Origin of the sequence: Streptomyces siamensis (assembly GCF_039543605.1) — a bacterium.
In the GTDB taxonomy this organism is placed as follows: domain Bacteria; phylum Actinomycetota; class Actinomycetes; order Streptomycetales; family Streptomycetaceae; genus Streptomyces; species Streptomyces siamensis.
Genome location: NZ_BAABKB010000004.1, coordinates 83,789 through 106,629 on the forward strand (window position 1 = coordinate 83,789; position 22,841 = coordinate 106,629).

Here is a 22,841-nt window from a genome sequence, read left to right on the forward strand (position 1 = left end):
CCTGCTCCAGGTGGGAGCGGGTGGCGCCGGCCCGGCGTACGGGGTCTTTCCCGTCCGGCGCGTCGAGGGCCTCTGGCGTTGGGAGGGGGACGGGGCCGACCTCGCCGAACTCTCCCGGCTCGCCGAGCCGTTCCCCCGGCGGGGCCCCGACCCGGAGGACGTCGAATCCCTCCTGTCCGAACAGCCGGAGGAGGAGGACTTCGAGGAGATCGACGACTTCGACGACGCCATGCAGGCCTGGGACGCACGGTGGGAGGCGCTGATGTGGGCGCCCGAGCGCACGGTTGGCGCGGTCGTGATCAATCACCTCGGCTGCGCGCTGCGGCAGTGGTTGATCATCAGCGGTCCGGAGCGGGGACGGATCTGGTCCGACGACCGGGTCGATGAGCAGGACCTGACGCCGCTGCTCGACGGCGACGGGCAGCCGGTGACCTTCGGGCGCTGGTACCGCGACTGGCTGGAGCAGGCCGAGGGTGGGACACCGCCCGCCGGTACGGCCGTCGACCGGACGTCGGATCGGACACCGGCGAGCTGAACCGGTCGCGCATCGCCCGGCCCGTCACGGCCTGGGCGAGGGCGCCCGGCCGAGCCGGTCCTCCGCCACGGGAGCCGGCCGCCAGGCGCCCGCGGGGACGACGAGGGGGCCGCCGGTGACCGGGTCGGGCACCACCACGGCGGAGAGGCCGAACACGTCCTGGACCAGTTCGGCGGTGACGATCTGCCGCGGCGGGCCCTGGGCGACGATGCGGCCGGCCTTCATGGCGACCAGGTGATCGCCGTAGCGGGCGGCCTGGTTGAGGTCGTGGAGGACGGCGACGACCGTGCGGCCCCGTTCATGGTTGAGGCGGCGGACCAGGTCCAGGACCTCCACCTGGTGGGCGATGTCCAGGTACGTCGTGGGCTCGTCGAGAAGGAGCAGGTCCGTGTCCTGGGCCAGCGCCATGGCGATCCACACCCGCTGGCGCTGGCCGCCGGACAGCTCGTCCACCGGCCGGTCGGCGAGATCGGCGGTGTCGGTGTGCTCCAGCGCCTCGGTGACGGCCCGTTCGTCGGCCTCGGACCACTGCTGCCACCATTTCTGGTGCGGCTGACGGCCACGGGCGACGAGGTCGGCGACGGTGATCCCGTCCGGTGGAGTGGGCGACTGCGGCAGGACGCCGATGGTCCGGGCGATCTGCCGGCCCGGGACGCGGGCGAGTTCGGTGCCGTCCAGCAGTACCGCGCCACGGCGCGGCTTGAGAAGGCGTCCCAGCGCCCGCAGGAGGGTCGACTTGCCGCAGGCGTTGGGGCCGACGACGACGGTGACCTGCCCGTCGGGGATCTCCAGGTCCAGGCCCTCGACGATGGTGCGGTCCTCGTAGGCCAGGGTGAGGTCCTGCGCCGAGAGGCGACCGGTGGGCGGACGGTTCATGAGGAGGTTCCTCCGGAGCGGCTGCGGGTGCGGACGATGAGCCACATCAGGTACGGGGCGCCCACCGCGGCGGTGAGGACGCCGACCGGCAGCTCGATCGGGGAGAACAGGCGGCGGGCCAGCAGGTCCGCGACCACGACGACCAGCGCGCCGGTCAACGCCGAGGACAGCAGCGGAGTCTGCGCGGTGCGCGTGAGCCGGCGCGCGATCTGTGGCGCGAGCAGCGCCACGAAGTCGACCGGGCCGGCGGCGCCGGTCGCCACCGACGCCAGCACCACGCCCAGCACGGTCAGACCGAGCCGGACCCGGTCCAGGGGCACGCCGAGGGCGGTCGCGGTGTCGTCGTCGAAGGAGGCGCTGCGCTGGGCCCGTGCTGCCCACAGGGCCGCCGGGACGCCGATCAGCAGGACGAGCGCGAGGGGGCCGGCCTCCTCGTAGCCGCGGCCGTTGAGGGAACCGGTCAGCCAGACCTTCGCCTGCTGGGCCACGAGGTAGTCGCCTTTGGTGAGGAGCAACTGGGTCAGCGAGCCGAGCGCGACGGACACCCCGATGCCGACCAGCACGAAGCGGGAGGACCGCAGCCTGCCCCGCCAAGCGAAGAGGTAGACCAGCAGGGCCGCGGCGAGGCCTCCGGCGACGGACACGTACGGCAGCGTGTCCTGGGCGACGGCGTTGAAGCTGAGCGCGGCGACCGTGGCCGCGCCCGCGCCGTGTGTGACGCCGATGACGTCGGGGCTGGCCAGCGGGTTGCGGGCGACGGTCTGCACCAGCGCGCCGGCGACGCCGAAGGCGGCACCTGCCAGGAGCCCGACGACCAGCCGGGGCAGGCGCAGTGTGCCCACCACCAGCTCGTCGGCGCTGGGGCGGCCCAGCAGCACGCGGACGACCTCCGTCGGCGGGACGAAGGACTCGCCGACGCACAGGTAGGCCACCACCGCGCAGGCCAGCAGCACCGCGAGCACCGCCGCCACGACGACGGTCCTCCGGTGCACGAGGAAGCTGGCGCGGCCCCCGCGCAGAACGGTGTGCCCGGCCGGGCGGAGGCCCCGCCGACGGACGTCGGCCGTGGTGCGGCTCATGCGGCCACCACCGTCCGGCGCCGGACGAGCGCGATCAGGAACGGCACACCGATCAGGGCGGTCATGACGGCCACCGGGACCTCCGAGGGCGGGAAGACGATGCGGCCGAGCACGTCGGAGCCGAGGATCATCACCGGTCCGAGGAGCGCGGCCAGCGGCAGGACCCAGCGGTGCGCGGTGCCGACCAGGGCGCGGGCGATGTGCGGGACGGCGAGGCCGGTGAAGGCGATCGGGCCGACCGCGGCCACCGCCGCACCCGTCAGCACGGTCGCGCCGAGCGCGCCGATCACACGCAGCAGGCCGACGTTGTGCCCCAGCCCCCTGGCCGCGTCGTCGCCGAGCGCGAGCGCGTCCAGCCCTCGCGCCATCGCCGCGACGAGCACGAGGCCTGCCAGCAGGAACGGTGCGATCTCGCCGATGATCTCGCTGTCGCGCCCGCTGATCGAGCCGACCTGCCAGAAGCGGAACTCGTCCAGGGCACGGGCGTTGACGGTGGTGATGCCGGAGACGAGCGAGGCCAGGAAGGCGTTGGTGGCGGCGCCGGCGAGCGCGAGCTTGACCGGCGACGCCCCGCCGCGGCCGCCGCTGGCGACGGCGTACACGCCGACCGCGGCCAGCGCCGCACCGGCGAACGCGAACCACACGTAGCCGTACAGCGTGTGCACGCCGCAGAACGCGATCGCGCTCACCACGCCCACCGACGCGCCCTGGCTGACACCGAGGATCCCCGGCTCCGCGATGGGGTTGCGGGTGATGCCCTGCATCACGGTCCCGGCGAGTGCCAGGGCGGCGCCGGCCAGCACACCGATGACGGTGCGCGGGACCCGCAACGCCCGCACCACCTGGGCGTCGTCACTGGTACCGCCGTGCACCAGTGCCCGGATCACCTCGCCCGGCGCGATCTGGCGGCTGCCCACGGCGAGGCTCAGCAGGACGGCGACCAGCAGCATCGCCGCGCCGGCCAGCAACCAGCCGGCCCGTCGGCGGGTGGGTGGCGACATGTGCCGCACTCACTCCCTCTTCTCAGGCGGTCAGGTGCTTCTGGAGGTCGTCCAGCACCGCGTCGGCGGCTGTGACGCCGAGCCCCAGGTACCAGGTCTCGTCCGGCACGTCGTAGGCGTGTCCGTCCTTGACCGCCTTGAGGTTCTTCCACAGCGGGTTGCTCTGGGCCTTGCTCTTGTCCGTGGCCTTCGGGTCGCCGTAGACACCGGTGAAGATCCAGTCGGCGTCCGCCTGGTCGATGTTCTCGGCGCTGATCTCGGCGGCCAGGTCGGCGATGTCCTGGTTCTTCGGGCGCGGGATGCCGACGTCCTTGAGGATCGTGCCGATGAAGGAGTCGTTGGCGTAGAGCCGGATGAGGCCGTCGGGCAGGTAACGGACCATGGACACGGTCGGCTTGTGGGCGCCGAGCTTCGCGCCGAGGTCCTTCGCCCGCTTCTCGTACGCGGCGAGGTTCGTCCTGGCCTGCGCGGTCTTGTCCAGTGCGGCCGCGTTGAGGAGGTAGTTCTCCTTCCAGGTGAAGCCGGGGCGGATCGAGAAGACGGTCGGCGCGATCTGCGACAGCTCGTCGTACGAGGCGGCGGCGCGCAGCTGGCTGCCGAGGATCAGGTCCGGCTTGAGGGCCGCGATCGCCTCCAGGTTGAGGCTGTTGATGGTGCCGACGTTCTTCGGCGTGCCCGCGTCCTTCTTCAGGTAGGACGGCAGCTCCGGCGAACCCTCGGTCGGGGCCAGACCGACCGGCTTCACTCCGAGGGAGACAACGTTATCGAGCTCGCCGACGTCGAGCACGACCACGCGCTTGGGCTGCGACGTGATCTCGGTGCTGCCCATCGCGTGCTTGATCGTGCGCGGCCACTGGCCCGGCGCGGCGTCCGTGCCGAGCGCGGCCGTCTTCTTCGCTGCGTCCGCGAAGCCCGCGCCGCCCTTCGCGACCGACTTGGAGTCCTTCGCACCCGACCCGCTGTCGGCGGAGACGCCGGTGCCCTCCTTGCTGTTCCCGGAGGAGTCACTGCCGCACGCCGCGAGGGACAGTGCTGCGGCGACGGCGAGAGCGACTGCGGCCGTGCCGCGGCGCCGAAGGGACATAGGACGACTCCTAGCTGTGCTTTACCTTTGAACCATTAGGTGAGGCTTACCTTATGTGCTGACTGTGTGCAGAGTGCAAGCGGGCCCCACCGGCGACCCGAAGGCGCCGACCGCCTCTCGCCGGACCGCACGCACGCATCGGCCATCGGCGCCGCATTCCTCCGGGAGGTCACGGCCGCGCGGAACTTCTCCCGTCGAGACACGGCCTCAAGTCACCGCATGCACATGGCCGTTGAGATCCACCCCCACTCGACCGCGCCACCGCGCGCGACGACTCGCCTCGCGGCCGGCCGTCGACGCGAACCCGTCATGAGAATTCACGCGGCCGCAACGTGACCGACATCACAGTGAACGATGCAGGATCCTCAGGTCATCATATGACCTGACCACTGACGGGAAGGGGTGCGACCCGAGCCGCGCTCGGCCCCCGAACTGCACAGCGAGACAAGGAAGTTGCGCATGAACGACCAGGACCGGTCCGCCCTGCCCCGCGTGGGCGTGGTGGGACTTGGAGCCATGGGTCTCGGCATGGCCCGCAGTCTGCGGGCCGCGGGGTACGACGTAGGAGTGCACGACCTGCGTCCGGATGTGGCCGCCCGCTTCGCCCGTGACGGCGGCACCGCCTTCGCCTCCCCCGGCGCACTGGCGGCCGACGCGGATGTTCTGGTGTGCGTGGTGGTCAACGCGGCCCAGGTCGAGTCGGTGCTGTTCGATGCCGGCGGCGCCGCCGAAGGCCTCCGCCCCGGTGCCGTCTTCGTCATGTGCTCCACCGTCGACCCGAGTTGGTCGGCCCGGCTGGAGGAGCGGCTGGCCGAGCGGGGCGTGCTGTACCTGGACGCCCCCATCTCCGGCGGCGCCGCACGAGCGGCGGCAGGCGAGCTCACCATGATGACCTCGGGGCCGGCCGCCGCGTACGCACTCGCCGACCCGGTGCTCGACGCCATGAGCAGCACGGTCTACCGCCTGGGCGGGAAAGCCGGACTCGGCTCCAAGGTCAAGATCGTCAATCAGCTGCTCGCGGGCGTGCACATCGCCGCGGCGGCCGAGGCGATGGCCCTGGGCATCAGGGCCGGCGTGCCGGCCGAGGCGCTGTACGAGGTGATCACGCACAGCGCGGGCAATTCGTGGATGTTCGAGAACCGCATGGCGCATGTGCTGGACGGTGACTACACCCCGCTGTCCGCGGTCGACATCTTCGTCAAGGACCTGGGGCTGGTGCTCGACTCCGCCCGGCCGGAGCGGTTCCCGCTGCCCCTCGCCGCGACCGCGCACCAGATGTTCCTTCAGGCCTCGGCGTCCGGTCTGGGCGCCGAGGACGACAGCGCGGTCATCAAGATCTTCCCCGGGATCGATCTTCCCAAGCCGGTGGAGGGCTGACATGGGCATCCGACTCGGCTGCATCGCCGACGACTTCACCGGCGCCACGGATCTGGCGAACAACCTGGTGCGCGCGGGCATGCGCGTGGTCCAGCTGATCGGCGTCCCCGCGCACGACGACCGGCAGGCGGCCGAACAGGCCGCCGACGCGGATGCCGTGGTGATCGCGCTCAAGTCCCGTACCGTGCCGGCCGCCGAGGCCGTCGAGGTGTCGCTGCGGGCGCTGGCCTGGCTCAGGTCCCTGGGCGCCGAGCAGATCTACTTCAAGTACTGCTCCACCTTCGACTCGACACCCGCCGGCAACATCGGCCCGGTCGCCGAGGCCCTGATGGACGCGCTGGGCACCGACTTCACGATCGCGACCCCGGCTTTCCCCGACAACGGACGCACGGTCTTCAAAGGACACCTCTTCGTCGGCGACGTACTGCTCAGCGAGAGCGGCATGCGCCACCATCCGCTCACACCGATGACCGATCCCGACCTGGTCTCCGTCCTCGCCGCGCAGAGCAAGCGCCCGGTCGGACTCATCGACCACCGGGTCGTCGCCGCCGGTGCCGACGCCGTCCGCGCCCGTATCGACGAGTTGCGCGCGCAGGGCTTCGGGACCGCCATCGCCGACGCGGTCTCCAACGACGATCTCGTGCGGCTGGGCGCCGCGGTCAGCGGGCTCCCGCTGGTGACCGCGGGATCCGGTCTGGCGATCGGCCTGCCCGCGAACTGGGGGTTCGAGCCGTCCCCGGCCGCCGCCCGGCTGCCCTCGCCCACCGGGCATCGGGCCGTCGTGTCCGGGTCGGTGTCCGTCGCCACGAACGGGCAGGTGCGGGAGTTCCTGCGCGGCGGGCGGCCCGCGTTCGGCGTGGATCCGCTGCGCATCGCGGACGGCGCGGACGTGGCCGCCGAGGCACTGGCCTTCGCCGAGGCGCACCTGGACGACGGGCCGGTCCTCGTCTACTCCACCGAGGCGCCCGACGCCGTCCGGACCGTCCAGGGCCGGCTCGGCGCCGCCGAGGCCGGTGCACTCGTGGAGCGGACCCTGGCCCGCGTCGCGCAGGGACTCGTGGCACGCGGTGTGCGGCAACTCGTCGTCGCGGGTGGCGAGACCTCCGGCGCGGTCGTCCAGGCGCTCGGTATCACCGGACTGCGGATCGGACCGCAGATCGACCCCGGTGTGCCGTGGTGCGCGGCGGTCCTCCCCGGCGGGGAGGCCCTGCACATCACCCTGAAGTCCGGCAACTTCGGCGGCCCCGACTTCTTCGCCTCCTCGTTCGCCCTGCTCGACGAGGAGACCGCATGACCCGCCGCACGGACATCGCGCCCGGCACGGAGCGCGACGAGGCCGTCGACGCGGCACGCCGGGAGATCGTCCGGGTGGGCACGAGTCTGTTCGCCCGGGGCTATGTGCACGCCGGCGCCGGCAACATCAGCGCCCGGATCGGCGACCGCCATCTGATCACGCCCACCGACGCCGCCCTCGGCTTCCTCGACCCCGAGCGACTCGCGCTCGTCGACGCCCGGGGCGAGCAGCGCGCGGGCGACCGCGCCAGCAAGACCCTCACCCTCCACCGACGCATCTACGAGGCCGATCCCGCGGCCCGGTTCGTCGTGCACACCCACTCCACACACCTGGTCGGCCTGACCCTGGCCGGCGTGTGGAGTCAGGACGACGTGCTGCCGCCCATCACGCCGTACTACGTGATGAAGGTGGGGCACGTCCCGCTCATCCCCTACCACCGGCCCGGCGACCCGCGCGTGGCCGATCTGGTGACCGCCCGCATCGCCGACCGCGCGGCGGGCGGCACGCCGATCAGGGCCGTCCTGCTCGACCGGCTCGGCCCTGTGGTCTGGGGGCCCGACGCGGCCTCCGCCCTCGCCGTCCTCGAAGAACTCGAGGAGACGGCACGTCTCTGGCTCCTGACCGACCCTCGTCCCGAGCCGCTTCCCGCTCCCGCCCTCGCCGAACTGCGGTCCGCGTTCGGTGCGGCGTGGTGACCTGCACGTCCCCGCACGAACCTGTCAGAGAATCCCCCTGAGCCGCTCAAAGGATTCGTCATGTCCACGCCTGTAGTCACCCCCGAGGTCCACGGCCTCGCCCGCGAGAACGCCGTCTTCCGCAAGGTCGTACGCCGCATCGTCCCCTTCCTCGTCCTGTGCTACATCGTCTCCTACCTCGACCGGGTCAACGTCGGCTTCGCCAAACTGCAGATGTCCGAGGACCTCGGGTTCAGTGAGGCCGCGTACGGCCTCGGCGCCGGTCTGTTCTTCATCGGCTACTTCCTCTTCGAGGTCCCCTCGAACCTGATGCTGCAACGGGTCGGAGCCCGCACCTGGATCGCCCGCATCATGATCAGCTGGGGCCTGGTCTCGGCCGCGTTCGTGTTCGTCACCGACGAGGCGACGTTCTACGTGCTCCGCTTCCTCCTCGGGGCCGCGGAAGCCGGCTTCTACCCCGGGGTGATCCTCTACTGCACGTACTGGTTCCCGTCGCACCGCCGTGCCCGCGTGATCGCCCTGTTCATGTCGGCCATCCCCGTCGCCGGCATCTTCGGCAACCCGCTCTCCGGCTGGATCCTGGACCGGTTCCACGGGGTGAGCGGCTGGCAGGGCTGGCAGTGGATGTTCCTGCTGGAGGCGATCCCCGCCCTCGCCGTCGGCGTGGCGACCCTGTTCTACCTCGACAACGGCGTGCGCGACGCGAAGTGGCTCACCGACGAGGAGAAGACCGTCGTCGAGCGGGCCGTCGCCGAGGACACCGTGCACCAGACGGTGCACGGCCGGGTCTGGGACGCCTTCCGCGACCCGAAGGTGTGGCTGATGTGCCTCGTCTACTTCTGCTTCGTGATGGGCCAGTACGCGCTGACCTTCTGGATGCCCACGTTCGTCGAGTCCACCGGCATCGAGGGCAATCTCGCGATCGGGGTGCTCAGCGCCGTGCCGTTCGTCGCCGCCCTGGTCGCGATGAACCTGTTCGGACGCTCGGCGGACAAGCGCCGTGAGCGCCGCTGGCACCTCGTCGTCCCGAGCCTCATGGGCGCTGTCGGCTTCTCGCTGGCCGCCGCCTGGTCCGGCTCGACCGCGCTGTCCCTGATCGCGCTGTCCTTCGCCGCGGCCGGTGTGCTGACCTGCGCACCGCTGTTCTGGTCGCTGCCCACCGCGTTCCTCGGCGGCACGGCTGCCGCGGCGGGTCTCGCCGCGATCAACTCCGTGGGCAATCTCGCGGGCTTCGTCAGCCCGTACATGATCGGCGCGCTCAAGGACGCCACGGGCTCGACGGCCATACCGATGTACGTCCTCGCGCTCAGCCTCGTCGTCGGCGCCGCCGCGGTGCTCACCACGAAGAAGAGCGTCGTCAACCGCTGACCGGATCCGCGGGATCCGGGCCCGGCCCGAACACAGGAATCACAGGAGCCACCATGCCGAGGTTCGCAGCGAACCTGTCCATGATGTACACGGAGCACGACTTCCTCGAGCGCTTCGCCGCGGCCTCGGCGGACGGCTTCGAAGCCGTCGAGTATCTCTTCCCCTACGACCACGACGCCTGCGGGCTGCGTCGCCGGCTCGACGACCACGGCCTGCGGCAGGTGCTGTTCAACGCGCCTCCCGGGGCGTGGGACTCGGGAGAGCGCGGGATCGCCGCGCTGCCCGGACGCGAGACGGAGACCCGCACGGGCATCGAACGGGCGCTGGAGTACGCCGCGGCGCTCGGCTGTCCACGGGTCCACGTCATGGCCGGGCTGACACCTGCGGCCACGACGCCCTCCGACCGGGCCCGGTACCGCGACACCTACCTGGCCAACCTCTCCTGGGCCGCGGAACGGGCCGCCGCGGCGGGCGTCGACATCCTCGTCGAACCCATCAACCACCGCGACATGCCGGGCTACTTCCTGAGCCGGCAGGCCGAAGCGCACGAGGTCGTCCGGGAGGTGGGCGCCGCGAACCTCAAGGTCCAGCTCGACCTCTACCACTGCCAGATCGTCGAGGGCGACCTCACCACCACTCTGCGCCGCGACCTGCCGACCGGCCGGATCGGCCATCTGCAGATCGCGGGCGTGCCCGACCGCCACGAACCGGACGAGGGCGAGCTCCACGTCCGGCACCTGTTCGACGTCGTCGACGAACTCGGCTTCGACGGATGGATCGGCTGCGAATACCACCCGCGCGCCGGCACGAGCGAAGGTCTCGGCTGGCTGAACGACTATCGAGGAGTACACGCATGAGGATCGTCATCACCGGTGGCTTCGGCTTCCTGGGCCGGCAGGTCGCCGACCGGCTGCTGACGACGCGGACGTTCCACGGCGCGCCGATCGACCGGCTGGTGCTCGCCGACCGGTTCGTGCCCGACGAACCGGAGGTGGCGCACGACCCGCTCGTGGACATCGTGCGCGGCGACCTGACCGAACGGCTCGACGAGCTGTTCGCGACGCCGGTGGACGTGGTGATCCACCTCGCCTCGGCGGTCTCGGCCGAGTGCGAGGCCGACTTCGACCTCGGCATGAGCGCCAACGTGGACACCACCCGCGCGCTGCTCGAAGCGGCCCGGGCCCAGTCCGCCGCCGGCGGACCGACGGCGCGGCTGCTGTTCTCCAGCAGTGTCGCGGTCTACGGCTCCGACCCGGCGCTGCCGCTGCCGGCCGTGGTGAGCGAGGCGACTCTGCCCACGCCCCGGTCGAGCTACGGCGCCGAGAAGTTCGTCTGCGAACAGCTGGTCGCGGAGTACACCCGCCGAGGCTTCGTCGACGGGCGCGTGGCCCGTCTGATGACGGTGTCGGTCCGTCCGGGCAAGCCGAACGCCGCCGCGTCCGGCTTCCTGTCCGGCATCGTCCGCGAGCCGCTGGCCGGCCTGCCGGCCGTCTGCCCCGTCGACCCCGGCCTCCGGGTGGCGCTGGCCTCGCCGCGGCGCACGGTCGAAGGGATACTCCGCGTCGCGGAGCTCGACCGGGGCACCGGACCGGGCCGCCTCGACGGTCTGATCCCGGTGAACCTTCCGGCCCTCACGGTCTCGGTCGCCGAGATGCTGGACACCCTGCGGCAGCTGGCCGGGGACGCCGTCGCCGACCTGGTGACGATCACACCGGACCCCGCCGTCGAGGCCATCGTGGGCTCCTGGCCCGCGGCCTTCGACAACGCACGGGCCGCCGCGCTCGGTCTGGAACCCGACCCGACCTTCGCATCGGTCGTACGCGACTTCCTCGGCGATCATGCCGAAGGGGGCGGGGCCGGCACCCCGCTCGCAGCGGGACGGCCGGACTCGGGCCGATAGACTGAAGAACATGTTTTCCAAGGTGAGCGGTCCCGTGCGGCTCGCGGACCGGGTCGCCGCGATTCTCGCGGAGGAGATCGAGTCCGGGCGGCTGGCCGAGGGCGACAAGCTTCCGACCGAGGTGGAGCTGGTCAAGCAGCTCGGCGTGAGCCGCACCGTCGTGCGCGAGGCCGTGTCGCGGCTCCGCAACGCGGGCCTGGTCGAACCGCGGCAGGGCCGTGGCGTGTTCGTCCTCCCCAGGCGCGCACGGCCGCTCGACCTCGAGGCCGAGTCCGCCCGCACCAAGGCCAAGGTGCTGCAGATCGTGGAGGTCCGCTCCGCCCTGGAGGGCGAGGCGGCCGCCCTCGCGGCCACCCGCGCCACGCCCGCCGCCCTCGCCCGGATGCGTGAGGCCCTGGACGCGATCGACGCGGCGGTCGCGTCCGGCGGCGACGGCGTGGAGGAGGACCTCGCCTTCCACCGGTCGATCGCCGAGTCGACCGGGAACGCCGTGCTGGTCTCGACCGTGGGGTACCTCGGCGAGGTCGCGCGCAGCGGCATCCGCGTCACCCGGGCCAACGAAGCGCGTCGCGGCGACTTCATCGAGGCGGTGCACCAGGAGCACCACGCCATCCTGGCCGCCATCGAGGCGGGCGACGGCGAGGCGGCCCACGTCGCCGCCCGCCGCCACATGAAGCATGCGGCGTCCCGTCTCCAGGACGCGGACGACAGGTTCTGGAACGAGACCGAGGACCTCGCCGTGGACCTCGGCACGGCCACCTGACGTACGGTCACGACCGCGCGGGACAGGGCCTGTCGGGCGGACCCCGAATGCCTCTCTCGGGGGCGTCCCCATGGAGACAACTGTCGGTCGCCCGCCCGAAGGTGCCCTGGTCGCGCACTGTCCTGCGGGTGACGCCGTCGGCGGCGGGCCGCGCCGGGACGTGACGCCCGGTCAGGCCCCGGGCCTGAGTTCCTCCAGCACGGCCTGCCCCGCCGCGCGGTGCTCGGCCGCCGCCGGCGGATCCGTCTGGTCGAGCACGGCCGCGATGCCCTCGTGGGCCAGCACCTCCGCGTACCGGTACCCCAGTCGCGGCGCCAGCTCCAGTGCCTCACGGTGCAGCCGCAGGGCCTCCTCGGGCAGGCCCGCAAGCCGGCAGGTCTCCGCGTAGCCGTTGAGGAAATGGATCTTCCAGTGCTCCTCGAACAGTTCGTCCAGCAGGGCGAAGGCCTGCCGGTGGCTGTCCAGGGCCTCCTCGTACCGGCCCATCGTCCGCAGCGCGACCCCGAGGCAGTTCAGGCACCACGCCTCGTTGTGCTTGTGCCCGTCCTCGCGGGCCAGCTCCAGCGCCTGTTGCAGGTGCTCGGCGGCCTCGTCGGGTGCCTCCCCGGCGATGGCCACGCCGAGCGTGATCCGGGCCGTCAGCGTGGGCGGCCACGCGGGGTCGGCGTGCGGGACGTCGAGCGCCTGACGGGCCAGTCGCGCCGCCTCCTCGCGGTGTCCCAGCTGCAGCATCGCCCAGGCCTCGTACCCGACCGCGTGGGCCGCGCCCATCGGGCAGTCGGCCTTCTCGTAGAGCTTTCCGGCCAGCCGGAAGAACTCCAACGGCTCCTCGACGTATCCCTCGTCCCACCTCAGGTAGCCGCGCCGCATGGTCAGTTCGGCCTCCGACCGGGTGTCCCCCGCCCGGGACACCAGCGGTGCCGCCGCCTCGTACGCCGCTCCGGCTTCCGGCATCCGTCCCGCGTTGTAGCGCGCGAAGCCCAAGTCGCTGTGCGCCTCGGCCAGTTGCAGCGGATCACCGAGACGCTCCGCCGCCGCGAGGGACCTCTCGAAGAGGGCGTTCAGATGAGTCGTGCCGCAGCGCCGCGCGAAGAAGGCCCGCATGAAGCGCGGCAGTTCGCACACATGCGCGTCGGCCCCCGCGGCGACGGCGGCCTCGAAGACGGCCATCAGGTTCGTGTACTCCGTGACGAACCAGCCGAGGGCCGCGTTCTTGTCGGTGAAGCGCGGCAGCTCCGCCGGCGGCCGGCCCGCGGAGGCCGCCCGGCCGGGCGACACGAACGGCATCGCGGCGTCCGCGGCGGCCGCCGCGTGCACGTAGTAGTCGAGCACCCGGCCGAGTGCCCGTTCCTGTTCCGCGGGTGAGTCCTGCTCCACGCAGGCACGGCGCGCGTGCTGGTGGACGAGGTCGTGCAGCCGGTAACGGCCGGCCGCCGGCTGCTGGACGAGATGCGCGTCGAGCAGGTCCTCCAGCATCGTGCGGGCGCTGCGCAACGGAATGTCCGCGAGGGCCGCCACGACGTACTCGTCGAAGGACGAGCCCGGCAGCAGACCGAGCAGCCGGAACAGCCGCCGCTGGTTTCGGTCCAACTGCCGTACGGACATGGCGAACGCGGTGTCGAACTCGTCCACGCCCTCCGCCATCCGCTCCACGAGGATGCCCACGGTCCAGCCCGGCCGGTGCCGCAACCGGGCCGCGGCCAGCCGCAGGGCCAGCGGCAGATGACCGCACAGCCGGAGCACCTCCGCCGCGGACTCCGGGTCGCGGGCCAGCCGCCCGTCGGGCCCGCGGGGGTCGCCGCTGGCACGGGCCAGCAGCTCCGCGCTCTCCTCGGGAGTCAGTACGTCCAGCGACACCGGGGGCACCTCGTCGAGGCCCAGCAGCCGGTTGCGGCTGGTGATCAGGGCGACGGAGGGACCGGCGCCGGGCAGCAGCGGGCGGACCTGGTCGGCGTCGGCCGCGTTGTCGAGGACCACGACGGCCCGGCGGTGGGCCAGTTCCGAGCGCCAGCAGGCGGCCAACTGCTCGACACCGCCCTCCTGCGGGACCTTCTCGGAGGGGACGTCGAGCGCGGCCAGCAGTGTGCGCAGCGCGGGGTCCGGATCGAGCGGCCGGCGCCCGTCGGTGAACCCGTGCAGGTCCACATAGAGCTGGGCGTCCGGGTAGTCGTCGGCGAGCCGGTGCGCGGCGTGCACCGCCAGACAGGTCTTGCCGACGCCCGCCATGCCGTCGACGGCGACCACCCGACTGCCGCTCACCCCCGCGAGCACGGCCGTCAGTTCGGCCTCCCGACCCGTGAAGTCCGGCATGTCGCGCGGCAGATCGTTGCGGGGCGGGCGCGGGGCGCCGGCGGGCGGCGACGGGGGCTGGACCTGACGGCTGGACTTCGGGGGCGCCGGCAGGGGGTTCGAGGCCCGCTCCCACAGCGGGCGCAGTGGGCGGGGGTCGCGCTTGACGAGACGGCAGAGCGCGATCACGGCGGGCCACGGCGGCACCGTCTGCCCGCCGAGGTAGCGCGACAAGGACGACGAGCTGAGGCCCGTGTCCCGCGCGAGAGCCCGTACGCCGCGCCCGGACAGTTCCTGGAGCAGCCGCAGTCTGGCCGCCAACTCGTCCGGCGCGTCGGCCTTCGCCGCCCGCTGTTCCACAACCACCAGTCCCCCGCCTCACTGTCCCGGCCCGGCAGAAAATCCCGGGCCGGATCGTCGCTGTTGAAAGCCGTTTCGGCTGTCCCACGGTGTCCCACCGGCGTCGTCATGGCAAGCCCGTACGGCTGTCATGGAGTCACGCCCCGAGCGAACGGGGCACCACCGGTAGAAGGAGAGTCGAGATGCAGTCTCGTATGCAGAACCCGGCCGTCGTCCTGTCCGACGCGATGCAGCCGATCCAGGCGCTGCTGAAGGCCGCGCACGGGGGCGGGGTGGACGCGCAGACGCTGGAGCTGGTGCATCTGCGGGTCAGCCAGATCAACGGGTGCAGTGCCTGCGTGGACGGCGGTGCGAAGACGGCCCGCAAGGCGGGGGTCAGCGACGAGCGGCTGGCCACGGTCGTCGCCTGGCGCGAGACCCCGTACTTCAGCGAGGAGGAGCGGGCGGCGCTCGCGCTGGCGGAGGCCGCGACGCGGCTGGCGGACCGTCCCGACGCGGTCGGCGACGAGATCTGGGACGCGGCGGCGAGCTACTTCGACGAGAAGCAACTCGCCTCGATCATCCTGATGATCGGCGTCACCAACCTGTTCAACCGGCTCAACGCCACCACCCGCCAGATCGCCGGCGCCTGGGGATGAACGGGCCCGGTCCCGGGCGGCGGACACACATCCACCGCCCGGGACGCCCGGTTCCACCACCGCAGTCCACCCCGGACCGGCCGCCTCCACCGCCACGGTCCACCCCGGACCGGCTGCTCCACCGCCACTGTCCCCTCAGAGCCTGCCGGCTCCACCGCCCCCGCCCGCCCGACTCCGCCACCACCGCCACTGTCCAGCCAGGGCCGCCCCCTGACAGGCTGCGTCCGTCACCGACAGCCTCGGTCACCGACAGCCCGACACAGCCGACCCACCAACGGCCCGAACGCCTGGTGGTCATCGAAGGAGCCTGCCGTGTCCTCCGCAGCCGACACCGGGCTCGCCCCGGCGAACAGCTCGTACCGCGACGTCCTGCTGCGCAACCGGCGAATGGCCGGTCTGCTGCTGGGAGATCTGCTGGCGAACGCCGGCACGGGCATGCTGATCGTCGCAATGCCCGTGCAGACACTGGCCGTTCACGGGTCGCTGGATGCGGCGCCGGCGATCGGACTGGTGGAGGCGGCGCCGTTCCTGCTCTCCACCGTGCTCGCCCTGGCCATCAGCCTGGGGCGGTTCTCCGCACCTCCGCGTCGGCTGCTGCTCGCGGACTGTGTCCTGCGCGCCGTCGTGTTCACCGGACTCGGCCTGCTCGCGGTCGCGGACCGGATCACGCTGCCCGTGCTGGTCGGCGGGCTGCTGCTGGGCAGCACCTGCCGGATGGCGGGCTCCAGCAGCCGCCGGCTTCTGGCCACCTCGATGGTGGACGACGCGGACCGGTTCGCCGTCAACGGACTGCTCGGGCTGGGCAGCAACTTCGCGCTGCTGGTCGTCGGACCGGTGGCCGGCGGGCTGGTCGTGGCCTGGGCCGGCGCGGGCTGGGCGCTGTTCGCCGACGTCTGCGGGGCGTTGATCCTGCTGGTGTCGGTGCTGCGGTGCGTGCCGCGGGCACCGGTGGTCGGCGCGACAGGCGGGCGGGAACCGGAGCACGCCTCGGAAGGCAGGCCGCCGTACGAGGCCGAGCACAGGCCGGAACACGAGCCGAAGCAGGCGTCGAACGCGCCGTCGGAGCAGACACCGAGCGCACCGTCGGAGCAGACACCGCGAGCACCGTCGAAGCACACACCGAACGCGCCGTCGAAGCCGACACCGGAACGTGAGCCGCGGCGCGAGTCGGGGTGGCGCGTCCTGCGACGCCGCCCGGTGGCCGGACACCTGCTCGTGGTCGTCTTCTTCTTCAACTTCCTCTACATGCCGATCGAGGTCGCCCTGCCGCTGTACGTGCGGGACACGCTGCACAGCGACGCCTCCGGCCTGGGGCTGCTCTGGACCGCGCTGGGCGTCGGGGCACTGGCGGGTGCCGCTCTGGTCGACCGGCTCCGCGGTCTCCCTCAACGCCCCTTGCTCGTCGCCGTCATCGCGCTGTGGGCGCTCTGCCCGATCGCGCTGGCCGGCATCGAAGACCGGACCGCGGCCATGGTGGTCTTCGGTCTCGGCGGCCTGGTGTGGGCGCCTTTCACGCCGGTCGCCTACAGCTTCCTGCAGTCCGGGCTCCGTGACGACGAACAGCAGCCGGTCGTCACCCTGTGGACGACGGGCTCGACGATCGCCGCCCCGCTCGGCCTGCTCGCCGGCGGTCCGCTGATCGCCCTCGCGGGTCTGCGCACCAGCCTCGTCCTGTCCGGTCTCCTCACCATGCTGCTCGCCGTGCTCGCGGCCCGGAGCGTGGCGCGCGGACCACGGTGACGCGCACGGGTGGCCCCGGGCCCTGTAAGACGGCCGTACGCGTGGCGCGGGACCCCGTGCGTCCTAGCTCTCGGGGTAGAGCCATCGTCGCAGCGCCCTGCTGAGGAAGGGCATGACCGCGTAGGTGAGCAGAGGCGCGAGGACGATCGGGAAGACCAGTGTCCGCAAGGGCAGCGGCCAACCGCGGAAGTACTCGGCGACAAGGCCGTCGTAGAGCAGGGCGAACGGGTAGACGGCGACGATCGTCATCAGGGACATCTTCCACCGGGCCGGGGGCCGCACCGGCAGACCGGGGACCTCGAACCAGGTCTCCAGGCCGGTCGTGGTCAGCTTGGGCCGTACCGACCGCGCGTAGGGCCTGACGCGCTCCTGCCAGGCAGCCCGCTGCGGCGAGGCCATCCAGCGGTCCAGGTCCGCGGTGCCGGCGAACCTGACCACCGCGTGGTACCGCCGGGGCCCGTCCTCCTCCTCCGGGCGCAGCCAGGTGACCCCCTGATGGCCCACGAATGCGGCGGCCTCCGTCTCGATGCCGTGGGCCCACCGCTCGAACTCCGCCTCCATGCCGGGCTTCGCCTCCCAGGTGAAGACCACGGTCACCGCCTCACGGGCCTCGCGCGCACTCTCACTCATGACGAAATCCTACGGTTGCAGCACATAACTGCCTGTATCAGGATGAATGCGTCCCCTTCTGGAGGTCCGCCATGTCTGCACACACTCCGGCCCCCCTCACCGAACGTGGGCAAGGCCTCGAAGAGCGCGGGCCGGGCCCGGTCGCGGTCACCTTGACGGTCAACGGCGTGCAGCGCTCCCTGGAGATCGAGCCACGGGTCAGCCTGCTCGACGCGCTGCGCGAACACCTGGACCTGACCGGCGCGAAGAAGGGCTGCGACCAGGGCACGTGCGGCGCCTGCACCGTCTGGGTGGACGGCAGTCGCGTACTGTCCTGCCTCACGCTCGCCATGACGTGCGAAGGGCGCGAGGTGACCACCATCGAGGGGCTGGCGGAGGGCGACGAACTGCACGCCATGCAGGACGCGTTCATCGCCGAGGACGCCTTCCAGTGCGGCTTCTGCACTCCTGGCCAGATCATGTCGGCGACGGCGCTGCTCAAAGAGGGCCATGCGGGCGACGACGCCGAGATCAAGGAGTGGATGAGCGGCAACATCTGCCGCTGCGCCGCCTACCCCCACATCCGGGCCGCGATCCGCGCAGTCCGCGACGGAGCCTAGGGAGCCTTGCCGTGCGGCCGATCACCTACGCGCGCGCCACCGACACCGCGGCGGCGATCGCCGCGGTCAGCGCCGACCCGACCAGCGACTTCCTCGCCGGCGGGACCACCGAGATCGATCTGCTGCGGCAGAACGTCCTGCATCCTCGGCGGCTCGTCGACATCAACAGCCTTCCCCTGAACCGGATCGAGACCACCCCGGAGGGAGGCCTGCGCATCGGCTCCTTGGCCCGGATGAGCGAAGTCGCCGCGGCCCCCGTGGTGCGCGAGCGGTTCCCGATGCTCAGTCAGGCCCTGGAGCTCGGCGCCTCGGCGCAGCTGCGGCACATGGCCTCCATGGGCGGCAACCTCCTGCAAAAGGTGCGGTGTTCGTACTACCGGGATGCCGAGTCGCCGTGCAACAAGCGTGAACCGGGGACGGGGTGCTCGGCCGTCGACGGGTTCAGCCGCGGGCACGCCGTCCTCGGCACGAGTTCCCACTGCATCGCCACACACCCCTCCGACGCGGCCGTGGCACTGATGGCCCTCGACGCACAGGTGCACACGCTGGGCCCCGACGACCGCGAACGCACCTACGCCTTCGACGATTTCTTCCTGCTGCCCGGTGACTCCCCGCACCGTGAACACCCGATGGAGCACGGCGAACTCATCACGTCCATCGAGGTGCCCGCGGCGCCCGTGGCCCGCCACTCGCTCTACCTGAAGGTCCGGGACCGCGAGAGCTACGAGTTCGCGCTGGCCTCCGTGGCGGCCGCGGTGTCCGTCGTGGACGGCACGATCGCGGACGTGCGCGTGGCCCTCGGGGGTGTGGCCACCAAGCCGTGGCGGGCCCGGCGGGTCGAGGACTTCCTGATCGGCGCGGCAGCACAGCGGAACAACTTCGCCCAGGCGGCACGGGTGGAACTGATCGAGGCGCAGCCGACCACCATGAACGCCTTCAAGGTCGAACTCGCCCAGCGCGCGATCGTGCGCGCCCTCGAAACCCTCATCGGCAACGGAAGCGAGAGCCCGGAATGACCACCGCAGCCGCAATCGGACAGCCGCTGTCCCGCGTCGACGGCCGCCCCAAGGTCACCGGCGCCGCCCGCTACTCCGCCGAGATCCCGATCCCCGGCATGACGTACGCCTGCCTCGTCGGATCCCGGATCGCCAGTGGCCGGGTGACCGGGATCGAGACGGAGAGCGCACTGGCGGAGGAGGGCGTCGTCGCCGTCCTCACCCACCGGAACCTGCCGCGGATCGCCGAACAGCCACCCCTGATCCCGTCACTGGCAGGCACCGCCGCACCGGGGCAGACCTTCTTCCCGATGCAGGACGACACCGTCCACTACGCGGGCCAGCACATCGCGATCGTCATCGCCGACACCTGGGAGCGGGCGCAGCACGCCGCGAGTCTGCTGCGCGTCTCGTACGAGGAGACCGCCCCGCTCACGACCCTCAACCAGGGCCGCGGCGATGCCTACGTACCCGAACACATCTTCGGCGGCTGGCTGCCGGGGCGGGTCGAGCGCGGAGACGTCGACGCGGGGCTCGCGCAGGCGGACGTGCGCGTGGAGGCCACGTTCACGTACGCCGCGAACAACCACAACCCCATCGAGCCCGCGTGCACCACCGCCGAGTGGCAGGGCGACGAACTGCTGCTGTACGACTCCACCCAGGGCGTCAACGCCACTCAGATCACCGTCGCCCGGCAGCTGGGCATCCCGCTGTCGAAGATCCGTGTCATCAGTCACTTCGTCGGGGGCAGCTTCGGCTCCAAGGCCATGATCCACGACCATGTGGCGCTCGCGGCGATGGCCGCCCGCGAGGTCGGCAGGCCGGTCAAACTGTCGCTCACCCGCGAGCAGATGTTCACCTCGGTGGGGCACCGTGAGGAGCAGGAACAGCAGATCGTCCTCGGCGCGACGCGCGAGGGGCGGCTGACCGGGATCCGGCACCTCAAGCTCTCCCCCACCTCGCATTTCGACGACTGGGCCGAGCCCTCGATCGGCGTCTCGTCGGAGATCTACGCCTGTCCGAACTTCCAGGGCGTCTACCGGATCTTCCGCGCCAACACCATGACCCCGACATTCATGCGGGCGCCCGGCGAGGCCAGCGGCATGTTCGCGCTGGAATGCGCCATGGACGAGCTGGCGCACGAGCTCGGTGTGGAGCCGATCGAGCTGCGGCTACGCAACTACACCGACGTGAGCCCCATGACGGGCAATCCCTGGTCCAGCAGCGGACTGCGGGAGTGTTATCAGCGGGGTGCCGCGCGATTCGGCTGGGAGGGCCGCGACCCGCGGCCCGGCATGCGCCGCGACGGGAACTGGCTGATCGGAACGGGCATGGCCAGCGCGGGCTACCCGGTCGCTCCGCCCGCCAATCCGCAGCGCGCCCGCGCCCGCTTCTACGCCGACGGAACCGCGGTCGTCCAGGCCGCCACGCCCGACTTCGGCACGGGGGTCGCCACGGTGATGACGCAGGTCGCCGCCGACGGGCTCGGCATGGCGGTGGACCGCTGCCGCTTCGAGAACGGCGACACCGATCTGCCCAACATCGCGGCCGCGGTGGGTTCGGCGGGCGCGGGGATGATCAGCGCCGCCGTGCACAGTGCGGCGACCGCCCTGCGCAACCAGCTGATCGCGAAGGCGGTGGCGGACCCCAACGGGCCGCTGTACGGCGCGAACCCGGTCGACGTGGTCGTCCAGGACGGAGTCATGACCGCCGGAACCGCCTCGGAGTCCTACGTCGAGCTGCTGCGGCGGAACTTCCAGCCGGACGCCGAGGCGTCCGGTGCGTGGAAGCCGCCGGGCGGCGACTCCGAGTACGCGATGATGACGTTCGGTGCCCAGTTCGCCGAGGTGGCCGTGGATCCCGAACTCGGTCTGGTCCGGGTACGGCGCATGACCGGCGCTTTCGCGCCCGGCCGGATCCTCAATCCGAAGACGGCCCGCAGCCAGCTGATGGGCGGCATGCTCTGGGGCCTGGGCCAGGCGCTGCTGGAGGCCAACCACACGGATCCGCGTACGGGCCGCTGGGCCAACACGAGCCTGGGTGAGTACCTGGTCGCGGTGAACGCGGACGCGCCCGACGTCGACGTCGAGCTGATCGAGGTCGAGGACAGCGTCGTCAACCCGCTCGGCGTCAAAGGCGTCGGCGAGATCGGTCAGGTCGGTGCCGCCGCCGCGATCGCGAACGCCGTCTGGCACGCGACCGGCCGCCGCATCCACAAGATGCCGATCACGATCGAGGATCTGCTCTGACGCGGGATGTCACGGCAGGGCCGGGGGCCGTGCTCAGGCGGCCTCGGACGACGACTGCTCCGAAGGGGTCCCGTCCCGCTGGATGACGATCACGGCCATGTCGTCCTGCAGCCGGCCTCCCACGTAGGCCCGCAGGTCCGCGGTGAGGCTTTCGACGAGCGGCACGGGCGGCTGGTCCGCCCATGCCGCGACACGCTCGGCGAGCGGATAGAAGACGCCCTGCTCGTCCCGGGCCTCGCTGACGCCGTCGGTGTAGAGCAGCAGGCGGTCACCGTGCTCGAACGGGAAGGTGGCCGCGGCATAGGTGGGGTCGACCGCCACGCCGAGCCCGAGCGGCGGTGACGGCTCGGGCACCGACAGCGCGGTGGCGGCCCCGTTCACGTGATGCAGCAGGAGGGGCGGCGGATGGCCGCAACTGACCACGTGGACCACCGGCTCGTCGTCCGGGATGTCCAGCACCGCGGCGGTCACGAAACGCTCGGCGGCGTCATCCTCCAGCCCGGAGAACTCCGCCATCCCCCATCCGACGGCGTCCTCCATGTAGGCGACCAGCTCCGGCAGCGGGACCGGGCGGTGGGCCGCGGCACGGAAGGCGCCCAGCACGATCGCCGTGTCGCTGATCGAGGCGAGGCCCTTGCCGCGGACGTCTCCGATGAGCACCCGTGTGGAGCCGGGGATGCGGGCCGCCGCGTAGAGGTCACCGCCGATGCCCGTGTCGGCCTCGGCGCTGTGGTACTCCGAGGCGAAGGAGATCGGCCCCGCGCGCTCCGGGAGCGGGCGCAGCACCACGCGCTGTGTCGCGTCGGAGACCGAGCGCACATGCACCAGCTCCCGGTCGCGCCGGCCCCGCAGGTAGGTGAAGAAGACCAGAAAGGCGCAGACGGCGACGAGGGCGGCGATCTCGACGACGACACTCTCGGTGGTCAGGGTGTGCCGTACCGTTCCGGCGGCGACGAGTGCGATTACGGCCAGCGTGCCGACGAGCGCGGTGAGCCGGGGGCCGAAGGCGACGGCGGTGACGGCCACGGCGACGACCAGCAGGTGCGCGAGATGGATGTCCGGCGGCAGGAACGCGTCCGCCACGGGGATCGCCACGATCAGCAGGAGGGGGCCTGCCAGCCACAACCAGTGCGACGCCGCGCGGAGCGGGGACCGCAGGGTCTCGGCCACAGAGGTGGTGATGCTGGCAGGGCTCACATGGTGCTCCAGAACTGGTCGTCCTGCCCCAACCAACACGTGGCCGTCCGTCCGCCATTCCCCCGCACCCCTCGGCAGGCCTGACGGGCGCCCGTGGGCGGGCCTTCACGACCCCTTCCAGGCGGCCGTCGGCTCCTTTCCCCGGCCTGGGCCGGGCCGGGGCGCCCGACAC

General features: G+C 72.0%; 20 protein-coding genes. 13 read left to right on the forward strand and 7 right to left on the reverse strand.

The genetic code is table 11. From position 1 onward, the window contains the following. Nucleotides 1-10: 10 nt before the first annotated feature. Nucleotides 11-535, forward strand: coding sequence for an SMI1/KNR4 family protein (locus tag ABEB03_RS10405; protein ID WP_345645052.1), 525 nt, complete (start codon nucleotides 11-13; stop codon nucleotides 533-535). A gap of 24 nt (nucleotides 536-559) precedes the next feature. Here ABEB03_RS10405 and ABEB03_RS10410 read toward each other — a convergent pair whose 3' ends face one another. From ABEB03_RS10410 to ABEB03_RS10425, 4 genes are read right to left on the reverse strand one after another with little or no spacing between them, the layout of a single operon-like run. After that, on the reverse strand, nucleotides 560-1,411 hold the full coding sequence (locus tag ABEB03_RS10410) for an ABC transporter ATP-binding protein (RefSeq protein WP_345645055.1): 852 nt from the start codon (nucleotides 1,409-1,411) through the stop codon (nucleotides 560-562). Beyond that, entirely contained in the window at nucleotides 1,408-2,490 is a 1,083-nt protein-coding gene (locus ABEB03_RS10415; protein WP_345645058.1) for a FecCD family ABC transporter permease, read from the reverse strand. Before ABEB03_RS10415 ends, ABEB03_RS10410 begins: the two co-directional genes overlap by 4 nt. Further along, nucleotides 2,487-3,491, reverse strand: a complete 1,005-nt coding sequence (locus ABEB03_RS10420; RefSeq protein ID WP_345645061.1) for a FecCD family ABC transporter permease — start codon at nucleotides 3,489-3,491, stop codon at nucleotides 2,487-2,489. The genes ABEB03_RS10415 and ABEB03_RS10420 overlap by 4 nt, the downstream gene beginning before the upstream one ends. Nucleotides 3,492-3,513: 22 nt before the next feature. Then, complete coding sequence (locus ABEB03_RS10425) at nucleotides 3,514-4,575, reverse strand: ABC transporter substrate-binding protein (protein WP_345645064.1); 1,062 nt, start codon at nucleotides 4,573-4,575, stop codon at nucleotides 3,514-3,516. Nucleotides 4,576-5,034: 459 nt separating this feature from the next. On the opposite strand from ABEB03_RS10425, the gene ltnD reads away from it, so the two are divergent. Genes ltnD through ABEB03_RS10460 form a run of 7 tightly spaced genes read left to right on the forward strand, consistent with a single transcriptional unit; the run spans nucleotide 5,035 to nucleotide 11,972 of the window. Then, nucleotides 5,035-5,952: an L-threonate dehydrogenase gene (ltnD, locus tag ABEB03_RS10430; RefSeq protein ID WP_345645067.1), complete on the forward strand. Its 918-nt coding sequence runs from the start codon at nucleotides 5,035-5,037 to the stop codon at nucleotides 5,950-5,952. 1 nt (nucleotide 5,953) lies between these two features. Next, nucleotides 5,954-7,246 (forward strand): 3-oxo-tetronate kinase, encoded by a 1,293-nt coding sequence (otnK, locus tag ABEB03_RS10435; RefSeq protein ID WP_345645070.1) that lies wholly within the window; start codon nucleotides 5,954-5,956, stop codon nucleotides 7,244-7,246. Beyond that, nucleotides 7,243-7,941 carry a class II aldolase/adducin family protein gene (locus ABEB03_RS10440; protein WP_345645072.1) on the forward strand — a complete coding sequence of 233 codons (699 nt, stop codon included), beginning with the start codon at nucleotides 7,243-7,245 and terminating at the stop codon, nucleotides 7,939-7,941. Before otnK ends, ABEB03_RS10440 begins: the two co-directional genes overlap by 4 nt. 60 nt (nucleotides 7,942-8,001) lie before the next feature. Further along, the gene (locus tag ABEB03_RS10445) at nucleotides 8,002-9,309 is read left to right on the forward strand and encodes an MFS transporter (protein ID WP_345645077.1); all 1,308 of its coding nucleotides are present in this window, start codon (nucleotides 8,002-8,004) and stop codon (nucleotides 9,307-9,309) included. Nucleotides 9,310-9,362: 53 nt separating this feature from the next. Beyond that, the gene (gene otnI / locus ABEB03_RS10450; protein ID WP_345645080.1) at nucleotides 9,363-10,166 is read left to right on the forward strand and encodes a 2-oxo-tetronate isomerase; all 804 of its coding nucleotides are present in this window, start codon (nucleotides 9,363-9,365) and stop codon (nucleotides 10,164-10,166) included. Then, nucleotides 10,163-11,209, forward strand: a complete 1,047-nt coding sequence (gene denD / locus ABEB03_RS10455; RefSeq protein WP_345645083.1) for a D-erythronate dehydrogenase — start codon at nucleotides 10,163-10,165, stop codon at nucleotides 11,207-11,209. Before otnI ends, denD begins: the two co-directional genes overlap by 4 nt. Nucleotides 11,210-11,219: 10 nt before the next feature. Further along, the gene (locus ABEB03_RS10460; RefSeq protein WP_345645086.1) at nucleotides 11,220-11,972 is read left to right on the forward strand and encodes a FadR/GntR family transcriptional regulator; all 753 of its coding nucleotides are present in this window, start codon (nucleotides 11,220-11,222) and stop codon (nucleotides 11,970-11,972) included. 171 nt (nucleotides 11,973-12,143) lie between these two features. On the opposite strand, the gene ABEB03_RS10465 is transcribed toward ABEB03_RS10460, so the two are convergent. Then, a complete protein-coding gene (locus ABEB03_RS10465; RefSeq protein WP_345645089.1) occupies nucleotides 12,144-14,627 on the reverse strand; it encodes a tetratricopeptide repeat protein in 2,484 nt (827 codons plus the stop codon). Between the two features lie 176 nt (nucleotides 14,628-14,803). On the opposite strand from ABEB03_RS10465, the gene ABEB03_RS10470 reads away from it, so the two are divergent. Further along, the gene (locus tag ABEB03_RS10470) at nucleotides 14,804-15,259 is read left to right on the forward strand and encodes a carboxymuconolactone decarboxylase family protein (protein WP_345645092.1); all 456 of its coding nucleotides are present in this window, start codon (nucleotides 14,804-14,806) and stop codon (nucleotides 15,257-15,259) included. Between the two features lie 312 nt (nucleotides 15,260-15,571). Next, complete coding sequence (locus ABEB03_RS10475) at nucleotides 15,572-16,999, forward strand: MFS transporter (RefSeq protein WP_345645095.1); 1,428 nt, start codon at nucleotides 15,572-15,574, stop codon at nucleotides 16,997-16,999. Nucleotides 17,000-17,062: 63 nt separating this feature from the next. Here the strand turns inward: ABEB03_RS10475 and ABEB03_RS10480 are convergent, their stop codons facing one another. Next, nucleotides 17,063-17,629 carry an antibiotic biosynthesis monooxygenase gene (locus tag ABEB03_RS10480; protein ID WP_345645098.1) on the reverse strand — a complete coding sequence of 189 codons (567 nt, stop codon included), beginning with the start codon at nucleotides 17,627-17,629 and terminating at the stop codon, nucleotides 17,063-17,065. A gap of 71 nt (nucleotides 17,630-17,700) precedes the next feature. On the opposite strand from ABEB03_RS10480, the gene ABEB03_RS10485 reads away from it, so the two are divergent. The 3 genes from ABEB03_RS10485 to ABEB03_RS10495 are packed head-to-tail and all read left to right on the forward strand — an operon-like array spanning nucleotide 17,701 to nucleotide 21,472. Continuing rightward, nucleotides 17,701-18,228 (forward strand): (2Fe-2S)-binding protein, encoded by a 528-nt coding sequence (locus tag ABEB03_RS10485; RefSeq protein WP_345645101.1) that lies wholly within the window; start codon nucleotides 17,701-17,703, stop codon nucleotides 18,226-18,228. A gap of 11 nt (nucleotides 18,229-18,239) precedes the next feature. Next, nucleotides 18,240-19,244, forward strand: a complete 1,005-nt coding sequence (locus ABEB03_RS10490; protein ID WP_345645104.1) for an FAD binding domain-containing protein — start codon at nucleotides 18,240-18,242, stop codon at nucleotides 19,242-19,244. Beyond that, a complete protein-coding gene (locus ABEB03_RS10495) occupies nucleotides 19,241-21,472 on the forward strand; it encodes a xanthine dehydrogenase family protein molybdopterin-binding subunit (RefSeq protein WP_345645107.1) in 2,232 nt (743 codons plus the stop codon). The genes ABEB03_RS10490 and ABEB03_RS10495 overlap by 4 nt, the downstream gene beginning before the upstream one ends. A gap of 33 nt (nucleotides 21,473-21,505) precedes the next feature. Here ABEB03_RS10495 and ABEB03_RS10500 read toward each other — a convergent pair whose 3' ends face one another. Continuing rightward, complete coding sequence (locus tag ABEB03_RS10500; protein WP_345645110.1) at nucleotides 21,506-22,669, reverse strand: PP2C family protein-serine/threonine phosphatase; 1,164 nt, start codon at nucleotides 22,667-22,669, stop codon at nucleotides 21,506-21,508. Between the last annotated feature and the right edge of the window lie 172 nt (nucleotides 22,670-22,841).